7 protein-coding genes are annotated in these 19,488 nt (G+C 66.5%); 3 read left to right on the plus strand and 4 right to left on the minus strand.

The genetic code is table 11. The features are described 5' to 3' along the window. From treZ to E1261_RS29690, 4 genes are all read right to left on the minus strand, one after another. The coding region (gene treZ, locus E1261_RS29675) for a malto-oligosyltrehalose trehalohydrolase (protein ID WP_132412324.1) at positions 1-1,618 on the minus strand (1,618 nt) is incomplete at its 3' end. 4 nt (positions 1,619-1,622) lie between these two features. Beyond that, a complete protein-coding gene (treY, locus tag E1261_RS29680) occupies positions 1,623-4,034 on the minus strand; it encodes a malto-oligosyltrehalose synthase (protein WP_476703272.1) in 2,412 nt (803 codons plus the stop codon). A gap of 7 nt (positions 4,035-4,041) precedes the next feature. Then, positions 4,042-6,159, minus strand: coding sequence for a glycogen debranching protein GlgX (gene glgX / locus E1261_RS29685; RefSeq protein ID WP_132412326.1), 2,118 nt, complete (start codon positions 6,157-6,159; stop codon positions 4,042-4,044). Between the two features lie 76 nt (positions 6,160-6,235). Continuing rightward, positions 6,236-16,309, minus strand: coding sequence for a calcium-binding protein (locus tag E1261_RS29690; protein WP_132412328.1), 10,074 nt, complete (start codon positions 16,307-16,309; stop codon positions 6,236-6,238). Positions 16,310-16,496: 187 nt separating this feature from the next. Between E1261_RS29690 and E1261_RS29695 the strand changes: the two genes are divergently transcribed. The 3 genes from E1261_RS29695 to E1261_RS29705 form a co-directional block, all read left to right on the plus strand. Then, entirely contained in the window at positions 16,497-17,258 is a 762-nt protein-coding gene (locus tag E1261_RS29695; protein ID WP_132412330.1) for a S1 family peptidase, read from the plus strand. 126 nt (positions 17,259-17,384) lie between these two features. Then, positions 17,385-18,965: a flavin monoamine oxidase family protein gene (locus E1261_RS29700; RefSeq protein WP_132412332.1), complete on the plus strand. Its 1,581-nt coding sequence runs from the start codon at positions 17,385-17,387 to the stop codon at positions 18,963-18,965. Beyond that, positions 18,962-19,488: RidA family protein (locus E1261_RS29705; RefSeq protein WP_238176511.1), on the plus strand; the 527-nt coding region annotated here is incomplete at its 3' end. The genes E1261_RS29700 and E1261_RS29705, both read left to right, overlap by 4 nt.

Genomic DNA, 19,488 nt, shown 5'->3' on the forward strand with positions numbered 1-19,488 from the left:
GGGGGACCTCGGTGGGGGTGTTGGCGAGGTTGACTGCGATTCGCAGGTTGGTGCGGTGGACCACTAGCCAGCCTGGGCCTTCGGTGACGGTTACTGAGTCGAGGTTATCGGCGAGCAGTTCGGGGGTGCGGGCGCGCAGGGCCAGGAGGTCGCGGTACCAGGCGAGCAGCTCGCGATGGGGGGACTCGTCGACCTCGGACCAGTTCAGCACCGAGCTGCGCCAGGTGGCGGGATCCTGCGGGTCCGGGATCTCCGAAGCGTCCCAGCCGAAGGCGGCGAACTCCTGGCGCCGACCGGTCCGCACCGCCTCGGCCAGGGCGGGCTCGTCGTGGTCGGTGAAGTAGCGCCACGGCGTCGACGCACCCCACTCCTCACCCATGAACAACATCGGCGTGTACGGCGAAGTGATCACCAGCGCCGCCCCGATCGCATACTGCCCGGGCGTCAGCGCAGGCCGATCCCCGAGCGCCCGGTTGCCGATCTGATCGTGGTCGGACGTATATGCGAGGAACTGACCACCCCGATGCGTCAAAGGATCGACCGGCCGACCCCAGTCCTTCCCGCGGAACGTCGAGTAGGCACCGTCATGCAGGAACACCTGGGTCAGCACCTTCGCGAACACCCCAGCCGAGGCGAAGTCGCCGTAGTACCCGGCGCTCTCACCAGTCAGCAGCGTGTGGAGTGCATGGTGGAAGTCGTCGTTCCACTGCGCAGTCATCCCCAGACCGCCCTCGGCGACCGGCTCAACCATGGCAGGGTCGTTCAGGTCGGACTCAGCGACCAGTCCGAGCGGCCGGCCGAGCTCTTCAGCTAAAAGAGCGGTTTCCAAAGACAGCTGCGCCAGCAGGTGCGTAGGACTCTCATCGAGCAACGCGTGTACGGCGTCCAGCCGCAGAGCGTCGATGTGGAACGACCGAAACCACCGCAGCGCGTTGTCGCAGATAAACCGGCGTACTTCGGTGCTACCGGTGTCGTCCAGGTTGACCGCCGGTCCCCACGGAGTGGTGTGGCGATCGGTGAAGTACGGGCCGAACGAGCCCAGGTAGTTCCCGCTCGGCCCCAGGTGGTTGTAGACGACGTCAAGACAGACAGCCAGCCCAACCTCATGACACCGATTCACGAACGCCTGCAGGGCTTCCGGACCACCGTACGGTTCGTGAACGGCGTACAGGTCGACACCGTCATACCCCCAGCCGTGGCGACCAGGGAACGCGGCCACTGGCATCAGCGAGACGACCTCAACCCCCAGCAGCACCAGGTAGTCCAGGTGATCCGTAGTCGCAGCCAGAGTGCCCTCGGGAGTAAACGTCCCGATGTGCAGCTCGTAGAAGACCGCCCCGCGCACATCACGCCCGGTCCACTCACCGTCGGTCCAGCGGAACCGCCCCAAGTCGAAGACGCGGCTGAAGCCATGGACACCGTCAGGCTGCCAAGGACTACGTGGATCCGGCAGCGGCTCACCACCGTCGAGAGCGAACGCGTAGTCGGTGCCATGGTGCGCTTCGACCACGTCCCGCGACCACCACCCGTCAGCACCCGAGTGCATCGGCAGTACGCCGTCGCGCAGCACCAGCTCGACGGACGACGCCGACGGCGCCCAGACGCTGAAGGTGTGCAAGTGCTCAGCTCCTCACGAGCAGTGCCACCGGGAGGTCCTCCAGCAGCTCCTGAATCCGAGCAGCTCCACTACCCACGCCCCGGCCGGTCAACACGTTCTTCCACTCACCACTCGGCAGTACGACGGTGCTGTCGCCCCAGCCACCCAGCCGATGCAGAGCGGCCGGCAGACGGGTAGCGATCGTGATGACCGCATCACCACGCGCAAACGCCACCGCATGCCCGTTCGACGTGGGCAGTGGGGTGTAACCCCCGGCAAACGCCTCCGGGTACTGCCGCCGCAGCCGCAGCGCCCGGGCGGTCACCAGCAGCTTCTCGTCGGACAGGTCGTCCGGCCGCGCGCCCTCATCCAACCGACGCAACCGCTCACCCCGGTCCGAGTAGTCGACCGCACGCCGGTTATCCGGATCCACCAGCGACAGGTCCACCAGCTCCGTCCCCTGGTACACATCCGGTACGCCGGGCATCGTCAACTGCACGAGCTTCTGGCCGAGCGTCGCCGCCCGCACGAACTCGGTCTGCTTCCCCACAAACCGCCGTACCGCCTCAAGCACGGCAGTGTCGGCCAGCACCGCAGTCACGAAGGCAGCAACGGCCTGCTCGTACTCTTCGTCGGTCTCGGTCCAGGTGGTGTGCCGTTTGGCCTCGCGGATCGCCTTCAGCAGGTAGGCCTGCATGCGGTCCTCAGCGATCGGCCCGTCACCCCAGGTGCCGAACAGCGTCTGCCAGAACAGGTACTCCGTGCTCCCGTCGAGCAGCGGACTCCGGTGGTCCTCAGACAACCGCCGCCACTCGCGCACGGCCTCTGCCCACGCGGCCGGCTGCTCGGACAGTACGCCGAGCCGCGCCCGCACGTCCTCAGAGCGCTTGGTGTCATGAGTGGAAAGCGTGGTCATCGTCCGCGGCCACCGCCGGTTCAGCTGCGCGGAGAACGCGTGGAACTCCTCCGGCGTCACCCCGAAGTGCTCCGGATCCCCACCGACCTCGTTGAGCGAGGAGAGCCGGAACCACCGGTAGAACGCGGTGTCCTCAACCCCCTTGGCCATCACCGGCCCACAGGTCTGCTGGAACCGCACGATCAGCTCGTGCCGCGCATGCTCGTCGATCCGGCTCGCAGTACCCGTCTCCCGGCCCAGCAGCAGGTCCAGTACGACGTCCAGCGTCTCCTGCCGGTCCTCGTCCAGGTGCTCACGCGCTCTGCCCGCAGCACGTTCCAGCGCCCGCACGGCTGTCGGAGCTGGCTGCTCCCCCGGTACGACGTACGCGCGGTAGATGTCGAAGTGAACCAGCAGCTCGGCTACGACCTCGTGGAACGCCCGCCTGGTGTGGTCACGCAGCCTCACGTCGTCCTGACAGATGCGAGCCAGCAACTCGACCAGCCGGTGCACCTCGGCGTACTGGCCGTGTTTGACGATCTCTCGCTTCGCCTCCACCACCAGCGGACCGAAGTCAGCCGGCTGGCCAGTCAGCTCAGAGTGCAACGCAGCAAGGGGCGCTGCGCCAGCAGGGTCGACGAAGAGCCCACCAACCCGCAGCAGCGCGTCATAGCCCGTCGTACCAGCGCAGGGCCAGTCGTGGGGCAGCTCCTCGTCGCCCTCGAGGATCTTCTCCACCACAACCCACGCACCGCCGGTCCGCTCGGCCAGCCGACGCAGATAGCCGCGTGGATCGGCCAGACCGTCCGGGTGGTCGATGCGGAAGCCGTTCAGCTTCCCTGCCTGCAAAAGCTCGAACAGCAAGGCGTGTGTGGCTTCGAAAACCTCCTGCGTCTCCACCCGCACCGCAGCGAGCGTGTCCACGTCGAAGAAGCGCCGGTAGTTCAGCTCCTCGTCAGCGACCCGCCAGTGCGCCAGCCGGTACCACTGCTCAGTCACCAGCTCCGCGATCGGCAGCCCCTCAGTACCGGGCCGCAGCGGGTACTCGTGCTCGTAATACCGCAGTACGTCGCCATCCACCGACAGCTCGCCGTCAGCCAGCACCTTGCCCAGCCGCTGCCCCAGAACCGCCATCAGCAGCGGCTGGTTCCCCGAACCCCAGTCGACGTCGAACCATTCGGCGTACGGCGATCCCGGCCCGTCCCGCAGCACCGACCACAGCGCCTTGTTCAGCCGAGCCGGTGTCGGTACGGCGACGTGGTTCGGCACCACGTCCGCGATCGCACCCATCCGATGCTCAGCCAGCCGCGCCGAGAGCCGTTCGAAGGCCGGGCGACCCCCCATCGGCTCCGACAACCGGCTGTGATCCACAACGTCGTACCCATGAGTGGATCCAGGCGCTGCCTGGAGAATCGGGGACAGGTAGGTGTGAGAGATCCCGAGGCCGTACAGGTACGGGACGATCGCAGCCGCGTCCTCGAACCCGAACTCGGCGCGCAACTGCAGCCTGTACGTCGCCTGCGCCATCATCGAATACAACACAGCCGACTCATCCCGCGGTCCGCCGTGGCCGGGTCAGCACCAGCATGCCGTGGTTCTCGATCTGGATCGTGCTGCCCGCTGCGTGCTCGCCCTCCTCGGTCCTGCCGGTCGGGCGGACGGTGTCCACCACCACCGACCACGACTCGCCGAACTCGGCGCCTGGGAGCAGGAAGTCCTCGGCCTCGTGGTTGCTGTTCAGCAGGATCAGGAACGAGTCGTCAACCACCGGCTCACCGCGCGGATCCGGCTCGGAGATCGCGTCCCCGTTGAGAAAGACGGCCACCGCACGAGCGTCGTCGCGGCTCCAGTCGCCATCCTGCATCTCCTTGCCGTCCGGGGTGAACCAGACCAGGTCGCCCAGCCCGTCGACCCCCTGGTCGCCGTGGAAGAACCGGCGGCGCCGGAAGACCGGATGCTCGTTACGCAGCTTGACCAGCTCGCCGGTGAACTCCAGCAGGTCCTTCTGCTCCTCGTCGAGATCCCAGTTCACCCAGGCGAGTTCGTTGTCCTGGCAGTAAACGTTGTTGTTTCCCGACTGCGACCGGCCCAGCTCGTCGCCGTGCGCCAGCATCGGCACGCCCTGCGAGATCAGCAGCGTGGCCAGGAAGTTGCGCTGCTGCTTGGCCCGCAGCTTGCGCACTGCCGCGTCGTCGGTCGGACCCTCCACACCACAGTTCCAGGAGCGGTTGTGGCTCTCGCCGTCCTTGCCGCCTTCGCCGTTCGCCTCGTTGTGTTTCTCGTTGTAGGAGACGAGATCCCGCAGCGTGAAGCCGTCGTGCGCGGTGACAAAGTTGATACTCGCCAGCGGCCGCCGGCTGTCGTCGCGGTAGAGGTCCGACGAACCGGTCAGCCGGGATCCGAACTCGGCCAGCGTGTACTTCTCGCCACGCCAGAAGTCCCGGACCGTGTCGCGGTACTTACCGTTCCACTCGGTCCACAGCGGCGGGAAGTTGCCCACCTGGTAGCCGCCGTCGCCAACGTCCCACGGCTCGGCGATCAGCTTCACCTGGCTGACCACCGGGTCCTGCTGGACCAGGTCGAAGAAGGCCGACAGCCGATCCACTTCGTGGAACTGACGGGCCAGCGTCGACGCGAGGTCGAACCGGAACCCGTCCACGTGCATCTCGGTCACCCAGTAGCGCAGCGAGTCCATGATCAGCTGCAGGACGTGCGGGTGCCGCATCAGCAGGCTGTTCCCGGTCCCGGTGGTGTCGTAGTAGTGCGACTTGTCCGAGTCCACCAGCCGGTAGTACGCCGCGTTGTCGATGCCCTTGAACGACAGCGTCGGGCCGAACTCGTTCCCCTCGGCGGTGTGGTTGTAGACGACGTCGAGGATCACCTCGATATCGGCCTCGTGCAGCGCCTGCACCATGGTCTTGAACTCGGTCACCTGCTGACCGCGCGTGCCCAGCGACGAGTAGGCGTTGTGCGGGGCGAAGAAGCCGATCGTGTTGTAACCCCAGTAGTTCGTGAGGTTGCGCTCCTGCAGGTGGCCGTCCTGCGCGAACTGGTGCACCGGCATCAGCTCGATCGCGGTCACCCCGAGCTGCTTGAGGTGATCGATGATCGCCGGGTGCCCGATCCCGGCGTACGTGCCGCGGATCTCCTCCGGCAGCCCCGGGTGCGTCTTGGTCAGGCCCTTGACGTGCGCCTCGTAGATCACCGTCTCGTGGTACGCGTGGTCCGGCGGGCGGTCGTTGCCCCAGTCGAAGAACGGGTTGGTGACGACCGAGAGCATCGTGTGCTCCCGGTTGTCCATCGTGTTCAGCTCACCGGGGTTGCCGAAGCGGTAGCTGAACAGCGACTCGTCGCCGTCGACCTGCCCGTCGATCGCCTTCGCGTACGGGTCCAGCAGCAGCTTGGACGCGTTGCACCGGTGCCCCTCGGCGGGGTTGAACGGCCCGTGCACCCGGAACCCGTACCGCTGCCCCGGCTGCACCGACGGTAGGTAGGCGTGGTGCACGAACCCGTCCACCTCGGTCAGCTGCACCAGCTGCTCGGTCCCGTCGTCACCGATGAGGGCCAGATCAACTCGTTCAGCCACCTCCGAAAACACCGCGAAGTTGGTCCCGGAGCCGTCGTACGTGGCTCCGAGGGGATAAGGACGACCTGGCCATTTCTGCACCAGAAGACAGTAGCCACCTCAGCCCCCCGACCATGCATGCCGGGGGGCATTTGCGCCAACTATTCACTCGGTGAGATCAGTCGGCGCAGGCGACCGGGTCGTCGAAGTGCCCCGGAGTGCCCGGATAGGCCGGGCCGACGGCGTGCTCGTTGTAGTCGGGGTTGTAGGCAAAGGCCAGTTCCCGGTAGGCCGACGTACCGGCGGTGGTCACGTCGGTGGTGGCACGTCCGGCGCCCGAGCCCCAGGCCAGCAGGTTCAGGTAGTCCTTCATCGCCGGGGAGTGCTGCCGGATGTCGTTGAAGCCGCCGTAGGCCGCGTTGCAGTGCGTGTACAGGTTGAAGGCGCCGTTCCAGTCGATCAGCCGGTCGCCCGGGTTCGGCCCGTTCTCTGCCACGTCAGCTTGCATCACATCGCGGTCCCAGCCGCCGTAGATCCAGTCCGTGCCCTGGTGGTGGCTGTTGTTCACCAGAGATGCCGGGTCGGCCGTGTCGTCGTCCTTGCCGGTCAGCTGGAACCACTGGCATGGGTCGACCGTGACGTTGTTGGTCGTGACCGGCCAGTCGCCCGGTGCGCAGTTGCCCGGGAAGGCACCGCGCGGGTTGAAGTCGAGCACGTCCGACCCCACGACGTCCTGCTTCGCGACATCCGACTCACCGACCCCACCGAAGACGTGGTCGATGAACCGGTCGTTTGTCCCACGAGCATCCGGATCGAACGCACCGTTCTTCTGGCAGTCCGGCGTCGCAGCGTCGAGGACCGGGTCACAGCCCTTTCCGCCCCACAGCACGTCCTCACCGTCGGCACCGAACACCTGGTCGCCGCCGGCGTCCCCGTTGGCGAGGTCGTCGCCGTACCCGGCGTGGATGTTGTCCGCACCGGAGCCACCGCGGAGCTTGTCCCGGCCACCCACGGTGATGCCGTCATGCGGCATCTCCGCAGCGGTCGAGGCGCCGATCCACTGGTCGCCGTCGACGTCGTGCTCGAGATCGACCCTGCGGTCGTACGACGCGCGCCGGAAGCCGACGTAGGTCTCAGCGGGCGGCGAGGTCATCGTGAAGGTGAACTGCGCCGGGCTGTCGCCGGTGTCGAGGTACTGGTTCACCACGCCACCCCGGTCGCCCAGGATCGCGTCCTCGCCGGCTTCACCGAACACGGTGTCGTCGCCGAGCTCGCCGTACAGGTCGTCGTTGTCTGCGCCGCCGAAGATGGTGTCGTTTCCGTCCTGGCCCCAGACACCGTCGTCACCGGCCTCGCCGTACAGGGTGTCGTTTCCGAAGGCTCCTGCGACCTCACAAGTCGCCTGTGCCTCGGTACAGAACCGCGTGCTCGGTTCACTCAGGTCCGGATCGTGTGTCCGGGCCACGGTCGCGTCTGCCGGCGGAGTCCCGTTCGGGTACCGGTCCGCGTAGACACGCTCGGTTGTGCCGGTGACAGTGCGGATCAGTGAGCCGTTGTCACCCAGTACGACGTCGTCCGCGCCATCGGCCTCGATCGTGTCCCCGGTGTCCCGGAAGCCCTTGGCCGAGCTGCCACCGATCAGGTCGTCCTGACCGTCAGGTGCCAGCGCGCCCTCCAGAAGCGCCGCCCCACTCGCAGTACCCGGCCAGCCTGGGTCAGCGAGCGGCTGGACAGTTGTGAACGGCGAGTCCCCGGCCAGCGACAGATCGCCCCGCAGAACGTCCGCACCGCCGTTGCCCTCGACGTAGTCCGCCCGTGCGCCACCAGAGACGAAGTCACCACCGTCCTGGCCGTACACCACGTCCACACCGTCTCCACCGGAGAGGCGGTCCGCACCGAACCGGTCAGCCGGCGGCAGCGCCAACAGGTCGAGCCGGTTCACGATCCGGGTCGCCATCGGCGTACCGGGTGTGGAACCGAGTCGGATGGTCACCCGCGTCGGCGTCTGGCCGGCAGCAGGCCGCAGTACGGCGGCGTTGTCACCGGTCACCACGTCGTCGCCCGGACCGCCGAAGACGGCATCCGCCGTGTCCGGCTGACCGGTCGCGCCAGCCAGTGGTGTCGAGCTACCGCCGACCAGGTCGTCATCAGCCAGATCACCCTCGATCCAGTCGCTCGCCTGGCCGCCCTCGACGTAGTCGTCCTCACCGTCGCCCTTGGCCCGGTCGGCACCGCCCTGGCCGTAGAGCACGTCCTGGCCGCCGCCACCCGACATCTGGTCGTTTCCGGAGGTGTTGGCCGCCGGAGTCAGCCCGAGGTCGAGCAGAGTCACCACGTGGCCCAGTGCGAACCCACGCTGCCGAGTGACCGGAGTCGTCGCCGCCGGGTCAGTGGTCAGCGCAAGTACCGCGTTGTCACCGGTCAGCAGGTCAGGTCCGTCATCACCGAACAGCAGGTCGCCCTCATCCGGGCGTCCGACACCGGCCGCGGCCTGCTCGAACGAGCCACCCGCGATCGCGTCCTCACCAGCGTTGCCATGCACCACATCGGAAGCGTTGTTGCCTTCCAAGTGATCGTTGTCGCCGTTGCCGTTCACGATGTCATCACCGAGACCGCCGTACGCCGTGTCGTCGCCGTCACCACCGTGGATCCGGTCCCCCGTCCCCGCGGCCGGCGTCTCCCCGTCGAGATCCAGCGGTACGGCGAGCGCTCCGACCGTACCGTTGTCGCCGATGAGCCGGTCGTTGCCGAGGTCGCCGTACAGGTCGTCGTCGCCGGTGTCGGTCCGTCCGGCTGCCCGGGTTCCGCCGTACAGCACGTCGTTGCCGTTGCCGCCGGTGATCCAGTCCTTGCCGTTGTTGCCCTCGACAACATCGGCGTCGAGCCCGCCGTACTCGGTGTCGTTGCCGGTGTTTCCGAAGACCTGGTCGGCCCCGGCGTCGCCGTACAGGAGGTCGGCATCCGAGCCGCCCCACAGCTGGTCGGCATCACCGCCGCCCCGCAAGGTATCCTTACCTTCCTGGCCGCAGACCAGGTCGTTGCCCCCAGCAAGCTCTGCCAGGTCGTCGGCACCACCGGCCGACACAGTGTCGATGGCCGCGCCACCGAGGATCCGGTCGTTGCCGTCACCGCTCCCGGCGTTGGACTTCTCCTCCACCGGATCGGAGGTGGTCGGCGCACCGGCGACGCACTTGTCGTCGTCGATTCGCTTGTCACCGAAGACCGTCGCGGGCCCGTCGCCACCGACGATGTGGTCGTTGCCAAGACCACCGACCAGTGTCTTCCGGTTGGACTCGACGCCCTCCGGGAACGGCTGCTTGTCCACCTTGCGTTTCGGACCGAAGTAGACGTTGTTGACCTTGTCGTCGCCCTCATCGGGACCGACGGCCGCCGGCTCCGCGATCACGTAGTCGTCGCCAGGACCGCCGTACACGGTGTCCGTGCCATAACCGCCAGTCAGTACGTCGTTCTTACCGCCACCGCGGATCGTCGCGCCCTGGTCGCCCAGCGAGTGACTCGTCACGGTCTCGATCGCGTCGCTACCCCAGACCTGGTCGTTGCCGGTGCCCGTGTCGACGGTGTTGACCGCGCCCGAATCGGGCGGACCGGCCGCGTCCTTGTCGAACTCACTCTCGGCCGCGGTGAAGATCCGGTCCGCGTTCGAACCGCCGGTGAGGAGGTCGCTGCCGCCGTCACCGATCAGCGTGTTGACCCCGGCCTTGAGGGTTCCGTCCGGCATATCGGCCGCGACCGCGACCTTGTCCGCACCGGCGTTCCCGCGAGCCCGGTTGGTCCCCAGGCCCAGACCGATCTGGTCGTCGTCCGGCGAGGGACCGTCGGCCGTGGCCGGCGTGGTCGGGTCGACCGTCGCGATCGTCGTCCAGTTGATCACGTCCGTCAGCTTGCTCTTCCCGCCGCCGTCCTGCTCGTTGTGGGTGACTTCCTTCTCCACCCGGGCGTCGCCGAGTGACGCGTCACCGGCGACCTTGTTGTCACCGTTTCCGACCGTGATGGCGTCCTTACCCGGACCACCCGCGACCACAGCCTTCGAGGCCGCACCGCCGGTGTCCCCGGTGACGATGATGTCGTTGCCGCCGCGACCGTCGACGTACGAGAGACCGCGTCCGGTGGTGATCACGTCGTCCGCGTTGCCGCCGATCACGACCGCGTCCTTGTCGAACACGGCCGGCGTCTTACCGGCGTTGTCATCGGTGGTCTTCTTGCCGTCACCGATGAACGTGATCGCCATCGGCTTGGCGTAGCCCTTGCCGTCGACAACGACCCGCTTCAGATTCGGGTTCAGGTATTCGCGCTGCTCACCCAGCATCTGGACGGCGAACCCGTCGAACTCGCCCTTCACCCCGGTCGGGTCGTCCTTGGTCTGCGCGTAGTGCAGCGAGATGACCTTGACGGTGTCCTTCTCGACCTCTTTCTTGTCGTTCGTCCACGGCGCGCCGCGCTGGGCGTCCTTACCCCAGCGGCCGGCGAAGACCACGAGGGTGTCGTCGACAGTGCCACCGAGCTTCGGTGGTGGTGGTTCACAATCTGGAGCCACCGAGAAGTCGAGCAACGTCACATCGGCCAGCGTGAAGCTGAACGAGACCGAGAAGATGCTCACGCCGATCGTGATGTAGACCCGCAGGAACAACGACAACCGGCCGCTGACCGTGAACAGACAGAGCGGATTGTTCAGCGCCGCGTGCAGGAACTCGCTGACCCGGAACTTGCCGTCCTTGTTCGGATCGTTCCAGGAGAACCCGATCGTCAGGCGCAGACCACCTTCGATACCGACCGTGATGATCACCGCGCTGACCGCGGCACCGGCCGCGATCTCACCGGTCAACTGCACCACCGGCAGCGGTGCGCCGGCGTCGTCGACCGTCTTGAAGAACAGCCCGTCCATGACGTCGACAGCTTCGATCGGAGCGCCGTTCTGCTGGGCCTCGACCGCCTTGCGGATCCCGTAGGTGTCCAGCCCCGCAACGATGCGCAGGCTCACCGACGCGGACCCGGCCAGCGTCACGAACACCGGCGGCGGTGCGTAGACCGGCCCGAACGCCTGCCGCCAACTGAAGCCGAGTGTCAGCGGGCCGGAGTCGAACTCGACCAGCGTGACGTCGCCACCCATCAGCAGGTTGAACGCGTTCTGCGGCTTCTCCAGGATCGGGAACTTGATCCCGGACTTCTCCGCGTCACCCTCCTCCGGCGCCAGCCCGGCACCACCGAAGATCTTGTGACCGGCCGCATCCGGGTTGTGGTTGTTGTCGTTCAGCGCCTTCTTGATGTCGGTCGGCGACTTCTCCGTCACGTTCGCGTACATCTTGTCCGCGGTGGTCGGAGAGTTGCTGGTACTGAGCGCCTTGTCGCCGGCGATCTCGAAATCGCCCAAGGGCACGAAGCAGTCGTTCTCGTCGGTCGGATTGCACTTGGGCAATCGGTTGATGAACTCGACCACCGCTTTGATCGTGTCCACGAAGTCGAGCTTCGGGCCGTCGACCAGCGTGCTGAACGCCTTCGCCAGCGTCATCAGCGTGACATCGTCCCCACCGGCCATCCGGCTCAGGTCGGACAGCACCGGGATCGGTGCGTACAGCGTGTCCATCACCGGCTGCAGCGGCCCGGTGACCCGCTTCATCTCCTTGACCACATCACCGAGCAGACCCTCGAAGAAGCTACCGGCGCTGATCCCCACATCCTTGAAGAAGATCTTCGGCGCCCCGGCCGCATCCGGCGCCTGGTTGTCGAAGCCCCACGTGAGCACGAAGTTCGCCCGGACTCCCGGGAACGCGGAGTGGACGTCGGCCTGGACGATCCAGTCGATCTTGAAGTCACCCTTGATCGCGACGCCGAACAGTCCCTCGGTGTTACCGAGGTCGGCGAACTTCAGTTTCGCGGCCGTCGGCGTACAGGATGCTTCGTCACCCTTGAAGCAGCTGACGTCGCCCGGCGCCTTCAGATCGACCTGGAAGGTGCCGGCGAACAGTGGCGCGGTCACGCCCGCGCGCTTGGCCACGTTGATCTTGATGAACGCCAGCTCGGCGACCATCGAGGCCGGCAGGTCGAAGTCCAGCCCGACCTGCAACTCGGCCCGCGCCTTCCCGTCCGGTCCCCAGCCGTCGTGGGTGTTGATGAAGAAGCCGTCCTGTTTGGTCAGGCCGACCTTGAAGTGCAGGGCGAACCCGGCATCCACCTTGATGCCGTTCGTGCCCTCCTTGCCCTGCCGCAGCGCCAGGCCCGGTATGCCGATGTCCAGCGGAATGTTCTTCGAGAAGCACGGCTTGGCCGCGCCTTCGCTCACACAGCCCTCGCCCGGAACGATCTTGCCGCGCTGGGCGGTGAACTCGAGATAGGCGCCGGTGATCTTGTCCAGCGGACAGACCTCGAGGGCCTCGGTGCAGTCGAACGTCACCTTCACGTCGGGCGCCGCGATGCCGACATCGGCCAACGCCGCCGCGAGTTTCGTGTTGATGAAGTCCGCGAACTCCTTGGAGTTGGCCGGCCGGCCAGCACCGGGAAGTTCGTTCCAGATCGAGGCCCGCAGCTTGGACCGCAGGTCGCCGATGAAGTTCGCACCCTGCTGGAGGTCCTCGCCGACCAGCGGGAGTTTGCCTTGCAGGCTGGCGGTTCGGAAGGCCTGCTCGACCGCTGCGAGGTAGCTCTCGATACCGTCACCGAAGTTCTTGAAGTCCAGCAGTGCCGCGCCGATCCGGTCACCCAGATCAGCTGGGAGCTCCAGCTCCTTCAGGGCGTCATCGGGCGCGGGCAGCGCGTCATTGAGGTCAACCAGATCAGCCGGCTCCGTGGAGTCCGGCACCCGGAGCGCGATCTTGCCGATCGCCGTCCAGCCGGTCGCCGTACCGGTGTTGTTCAGATAGATGGGCAGACTGCCGCAGACCATCTGCGGCGTAGCGATCGCCTCGCCACAGTTCACCGTGCCGTTGGAAGCGTTGAAGTTCACGCCGACCGCGCCGATGAAGTCGCTGAAGGAGACCGGGGTGTTCGCGGCCGCGCCACTCTTGGCGAGCGCGATGCTCAGGTCGGCCCTGGCCTGCGCCTTCTCATTGGCCGGCGCATCGGCGGCCGGGTTGCCGAGGGCAATCGACAGCGGGCCGATGACACCTTGGATGACGCCGTTCTCCAGTTTCGCCTTGGCACCAAGGCTGATACTCGAGTCCTCGAGGACCTTGAGGGACGCGCCATCGGCCGGACCCGCACCGGCCTTCAGCGGTACCACCAGACCGACCTTGACCCGGCCGTCGACCTCAACCTGGGCAAGCCCGCTGGCTTGAGCACTGGCGAAGGTCTGGCTCAGCGAGTCCAGCGACAACTTGATCGGCGCTCCCGCGCGGTACTTGCGCTTCCAGTCCACGTCGAGAACCAGGTTCGGTTCGCCGTTCGTCTCCAGGTAGCGGAACTTCACGCTGTCCGTGCCGAGTGCCTTGTTCAGCAGCTCGACCGCATCCTGCAGGCTGTCCGGAGTGTTCGCCAGCAGCTGGTCCGTGACGTCGTCCAACGCCGAGCGCATCATGTACGCCGTACCAGCTGCGGGTGCCGGAGCCCAGTCCTTCGTCATCGTCAGCGTCTTGCCGTCACCGGAGACCGCTTGCACGATCCCCACCTGAGAACCGACCACGATCGACCGGCCGGCCAACGACTGCGGGAACAGCTCGGCGTCCTTGCGGGTCGCGTCGGTCAGGCTGTTCGCGCCGTACGTGACACCAGGTCCGGCGTTCGACTCGTCGCTCACCAGCAGGTCGCGCAACGACTTGCCGAGACCGGGGATCTCCTTGTCGTACACGCCCGAACCGGCCGTGGTATTCGCCTGCGCGAGTTGCTGCGAGAGGGTCTGCAGTGTCTTGATCAGCGCGGTGAACAGCGCCTTCGGATCGTCCTTGTCGAAGTCCAGCTTGAAGAGTTCATCGAGGTCGCTGGTGTCGATGGACGCGCCGTCGGGCTTGGTCAGATCCGCCCAGCTGGCCTTGAACGTGGTCGACGCACCTGCGGGCAGGAACTGTTCGGCCCCGGGCACGCTGACCGCGACATCGCCGTACGCGCGCACGTTCACGTCGACGTCCAGCAGTGCGGCCGGTGAGCTGACGAGCTGCTTGAACAACTCCGAGATCCGCAGATCACCTTGGTTCTTCAGACCGATCGTGAGCATGTGACCGGTCGCCGTACCGCCGGAACACGTTGCTGGAAGCGACGAGTTGCAGACCTTGAGCTGTCCCTTGAGCAGAACCTTGAAGAAGCCCGCGTTCGCGCTGAGGTCGACCGCGGTGTCGATCGGGAAGTCGGCCGACAACAGCTCCGAGCCGGTCCGGATCAGGATGCGGTCGGTGTTCAGCGGCAACGCCGGTACGACGGTGTCCAGCGGACCGTTGTGCTGGGTGAACGGGCAGGGCTCCGTGCTGCCGAGGAACCCGACACAGGCCTGACCGGTCTTCGGGTCCTGCAGATCCAGCACCACGGTCAGGTTCGTCTCGAACGACGGGGTGACCTTCGCGAACGTCTGATCCGCGTTGGCGTTGACGATCCCGTGACCGCCCTCGTCCACCGTGTTCGCGAAGTTAACGGCGCCGACGTGCGGCTCCATCCCTGCGATCACGTACGGCGTGTCCTTGGCCGGCGCACCGCCGATCCAGTCCTGCTTCAGCGTGATCGTGCTCGGGTCGTTGCTGAGCACCTCACCGGCCGACGTACCGGCCACCACCCGGCGGCCCACCCACTGGTCCGCGGTCCAGCCGGCTCCGGCCACGGTCAGCGTCTTCGCGCCGTACGTCGCTTTGTTGCCGGAGGCCTCGATGCTGATCGGGTCGAGGTCGGTCTGCGGACTCGCCTTCGACATCTTGAGCTTGAGGGCGAGTTTGCTCGCGGTCGCGTCCCAGTCCAGGTTGCTCAGGTCGATACCGGTCGCGGTGTCGAGCCGCTGCAACAGGTCCTGGAGCGAGGTGAACTTGGGCTTGCCGACCTGGGCCAGGTCGGTGCCTGGGACGAAGCCCGGCTGGCCGGGACCCGGCTCGGTGTTCGCCGCCAGGAAGTCTTTGAGCACCTGGTTGGCCTGGATCGCGTCGGACAGCGTGCCCTTCAGGAAGGGTAGGTCCAGGTCACCGATGGGCGGCAGTTTGCCTTCCTTGTCCGGGTCGAACTTCGCCTTCTGGACGGCGGTCAGCGTCGCGACCAGCTGTGCGAGTCCCTCGGCAAGATCCTGCAGGCTCATGTTCTGGAAGCGGCCGACCGTGGCCGCGAGATCCGGTGCGGTCACGACCGGGGCACCGGTGCCGATGTCGTTCCAGTCCACCTTGACCGTCGTACTGATGTTGGTGGGCAGGCTGACCGGAATCCCGGATGCGGCTGCGCCGAGCTGGAAGGTTGCGTGTACGGACCCACGGGTGTTCTCGTCCGAGTTGTCGATCGGCTGCGAACCGAGCGAGTCCAGGCCGACGCTGAACAGGCCCTCCAACGAGCCTTCCTGCCCGAGCTCACCGGTGGCGCCGAAGAACAGCTTGCCGTCGTTGTCCGGATCGTTGAGAGTCCCGGCGAAGTGCGCGTCCACATCAAGCGTGGAACCGGTGAGTGAGACGCCGAGGATGCCGATCGCGGCCTGGGCGGTGGCGTTGTCGATGCTCGCGTGGGCGTCCACATCGAGTCGCGGGGTGGTGTTCGAGCGGACCAGATAGACCTTGTCGTCGGCGATGCCGGTCCAGACCACGCTCAGCGCGAACCGGGACTTCAGATTCACCGTGACGCCGTCCGACACCGCGAGCTCGACCTTCGGCGAGGCGCTGCTGACCCGCAGATCCTGCTTGGTCACACTGCGATCCAGCGTCGCGACGATGTCGAGCTTCTTTCCGTCACCGAGGTCGCTGACCGAGGTCTTGAGGTGGCCGGTGCGATCGCCGTCGATGCTGATCGGCTGGTCGACCTCGAGGTCGCCGAAGTCGGTCGCGGTCTTCAGTTCGTCCGCGATGCCCTTGGCAACGAAGTCGTTCAGCCCGAGCAGACCGCCGGGACTCGCGCCGATCAACGGCAACTGGTCCTTCAGCTTGTCGACCGCTGCCAGACCGGAGGTCCACGCGGCCAGGCTGTTCGCCTCACCACCCGCACCGAGCATGGCCAGCAGATCATCCACACCGGCCTCGGCGGCGCGCGCCGGTTGTGGCTGGTAGACGATCATCCCGACCAGCAGGCTGAGTGCGGCAACCACCGCCGTCAACCGCGAGTGGACGAGCAGACGAGCACGACGAATCCCCATGATGTGCACCCCCGCGGCCCAGGGCGTCCGCGCTCCCCCCTCGGTTGCGCAGTGGGCGACCCCCCAGCCGCGATCCGACGGTAAATGCCAGAGAGTCACCCTGGCAATACTTCAAGTGCCCTTTGGGGCAGACCTGGTGGAGCCACTTACCGTGCTCGCCGAATCACTTGGAGTAAGGTTCGGCGGCATGGTGAAGCGGATGGTCGCACTGATTGCAGTGCTAGTGCTGTGTACGGCGGGGACTACCGAGCCGATGGTGGTCGGCGGGACGCTGGCGAGTGTCAGCGAGGCGCCATGGGCAGTTGTACTGACCAACAAAGACGCTGTGCGCGACTCCAAACGGTGGTGCGGCGGCGTACTCGTGGCTCCGAACAAGGTGCTGACCGCGGCCCACTGCGCCGGCCGGTCCGCTTCGTCGTACGGCGTGATTCAGGGGCGAGCCGACTTGGCCGATCACTCGCTGGGGAAGTTCTCGGCAGTCAGCAAGATCTGGGTGCATCCGGCGTACAGCACGACGACGAATCGCAATGACTTCGCCGTGCTCACGTTGACGAAGCCGATGACCGGGGTGCCCCTCCTGCGGTTGGAGACAAGTCCGCGCGCGGACCGGCGAGGCGCCGTACCGACTGTTTATGGCTGGGGCGACACCAACGGGACCGGGCCCGAGGACACCCTGCAGAAGCTCGCCGTACCGGATCTGGGTGACGCGACCTGTCTGGGGATCAAGGGGTATGCCGAGAACGGTTACACGGCGGCTGCGAATATCTGCGCCGGTTACCTGGATGGAACAGGGGACGCGTGCCAGGGGGACTCCGGTGGGCCGCTCGTTATGAACGGTCGCCTGCTCGGCATCGTGTCGTGGGGCCGAGGGTGCGCGGAACCGCAGTATCCCGGGGTTTATGCGGAGATCGCTCCAGTAGCTAAGACTCTGCTGGAACAGGTTCGTTAAGCAGAAACATACCTGTCAGTTTCGGCGTGAGGATGTCACGACTCGGACACAGCGCCACAACACTTTGTCCTTACCTTTCTGGTCAACAAGGGGACCGTCCCTCCCCGTTGCCCGTGAGGAGAAGGCATGGCGCAGACCAGACGTCACTTCCTGCAACAGGTTGGTATCACCGGCGGTGCCGGTGTGCTCTACTCCACGATGTCCGCCCTCGGTCTCACCGGACTGGCCGAGACCGCCGCATTCGCCGCCCCGACGCGGGCCGATCTGAATGGCCGGCCCCGCAAGCACGTGGTCATTCTCGGCGCCGGGATCGCCGGACTGACCTCGGCGTACGAACTCTTGAAGGCCGGCTACCAAGTCACACTGCTCGAGGCCCGGAAGCGTCCTGGTGGGCGCAACTGGACCGTCCGCGGCGGGGCTTCGGAGACCGACCTGGCCGGCGTCACCCAGCGGGCGCGGTTCTCGCCGGGGCAGTACATGAACGCCGGTCCGGCACGCATCCCGCAGCACCACGTAACGCTCGACTACTGCCGTGAACTCGGCGTCGCCATCGAGCCGTTCATCAACCAGAACGCGGATGCGTACCTGTACCGCGAGGGCACGACAGCCCTGTCCAACAAGCCGATCCGGCACCGCACTGCCAAGGCCGATGTCTACGGGTATGTCTCCGAGTTGTTGGCCAAGGCAACCGATCAGGGGGCGCTCGACTCCTACCTGACTGTTTCCGATAAGCAGGCGTTGATCGGGTTCCTGACCAGCTTCGGCTCGATCGCGAACAAGGACGGTGGGTTCAAGTACACCGGGAGCGGCCGCCGCGGGTACACGGTCGAGCCCGGGGCCGGCACCGAGAGCGGTACGACGGAATCGCCGTACGCGCTGAGTGATGTCTTCGCGAGCGGGGTCGGGAGCTACTTCTCGTTCGAGTTCGGCTGGGACCAGGCGATGATGATGTTCCAGCCGGTCGGCGGGATGGACCGGATCCCGTACGCGTTCGAACGCGCGATCGGCGGGGAGAAGATCCGGTACGGCGCCGAGGTGCTGGGACTGCGGAACACGAGCTCTGGCGTTGAGGTCACCTACACCACGGGTGGCCGGCCGCGGGTGCTGTCGGCCGACTTCGCGATCTGCAGTCTGCCGCCGCAGATCGCGGCGAAGATTCCTTCCAACCTGCCAACACCGATCGTCGACGCACTGAAGTACGCGCGGCCGACCAACGCCGGCAAGATCGGGATCGAGTACGGACGCCGTTGGTGGGAAGAGGATCTGCGCATCTACGGCGGTATCACCAACAGCACTTTGGACACCGGCAACACGTGGTATCCGTCGACCGGCTTCCACGGTCGCCGCGGCACGGTGATCGGCTACTACAACACAGGCACCAACGCGAACCTGTACGGCGCGCTCACGCCGGCCGGCCGCCTCGAGCGAGCCGTTGCCCAGGGCACCAAAATCCACGGCGAGGTCTACGGTCGTGAGATCGAGGCGTCGTTCTCGGTGAACTGGGCCACGGCCAAGCACTCCGAGGGTGCGTGGGTCGGCTGGCCCTCGCAGACCGACGGAACCTATCAGCGCCTGCTCGACCCCACCGGCAACGTCTACTTCGCCGGCGACCATCTGTCCCACGCGATCGCCTGGCAGCACGGCGCCATGACCTCGGCCCGCGCCACCGTGACCGCACTACACCACCGGGTGGTGACTTCTCGATGAAGCTCCGGCACGTGCTCATGTCAGCAGTCGCAGTCGTCGTGACCTTCAGCGCAGGCGCCGGTACGGCGGTCGGCTGGTGGGACAAACCGCGTCCACCCCGACCCGGAACCGTCGTACCGGCTCTTCCCGCCGGGCAGGCCAATCCGATGATCGCCACCGGCGTCGGTATCGGCGCGAACACTCCGATCTACAAGACGAGCGGCCTCGGCCCGACGGCGTTGAACACCACAGCTCCGGCCGGATCAGAAGCGTCGTACATCGACACCGCCGTCTTCCCCGGCGGCACCCTGCCGGCCGGCGTCACCATCACCGAGGCCCAAGGCATCAACGTCCTCCGCCGCATCGGCGAGAACCTCCAAGCCGCCGGCCTCACCTACGCCGACGTCTACACGATGCGCGTCTTCCTCCAGAACTCGTCCGGAGCAGCCACCGCCGACTTCGCCGGCTGGAACCGCGCCTACCGCCAGTACTTCGCCAACACCGACCTCACCACCGGCAAATTCATCCCCGTCCCCCTGGGCAC

The organism is Kribbella albertanoniae (assembly GCF_004348455.1).
GTDB classification, from domain to species: domain Bacteria; phylum Actinomycetota; class Actinomycetes; order Propionibacteriales; family Kribbellaceae; genus Kribbella; species Kribbella albertanoniae.

Excerpts from the sequence above, each read along its gene's own strand:
- E1261_RS29690 (WP_132412328.1), bottom strand. The coding sequence starts at position 16,309 with ATGGGGATTCGTCGTGCTCGTCTGCTCGTCCACTCGCGGTTGACGGCG.
- E1261_RS29695 (WP_132412330.1), top strand. The coding sequence starts at position 16,497 with ATGGTGAAGCGGATGGTCGCACTGATTGCAGTGCTAGTGCTGTGTACG.
- E1261_RS29700 (WP_132412332.1), top strand. The coding sequence starts at position 17,385 with ATGGCGCAGACCAGACGTCACTTCCTGCAACAGGTTGGTATCACCGGC.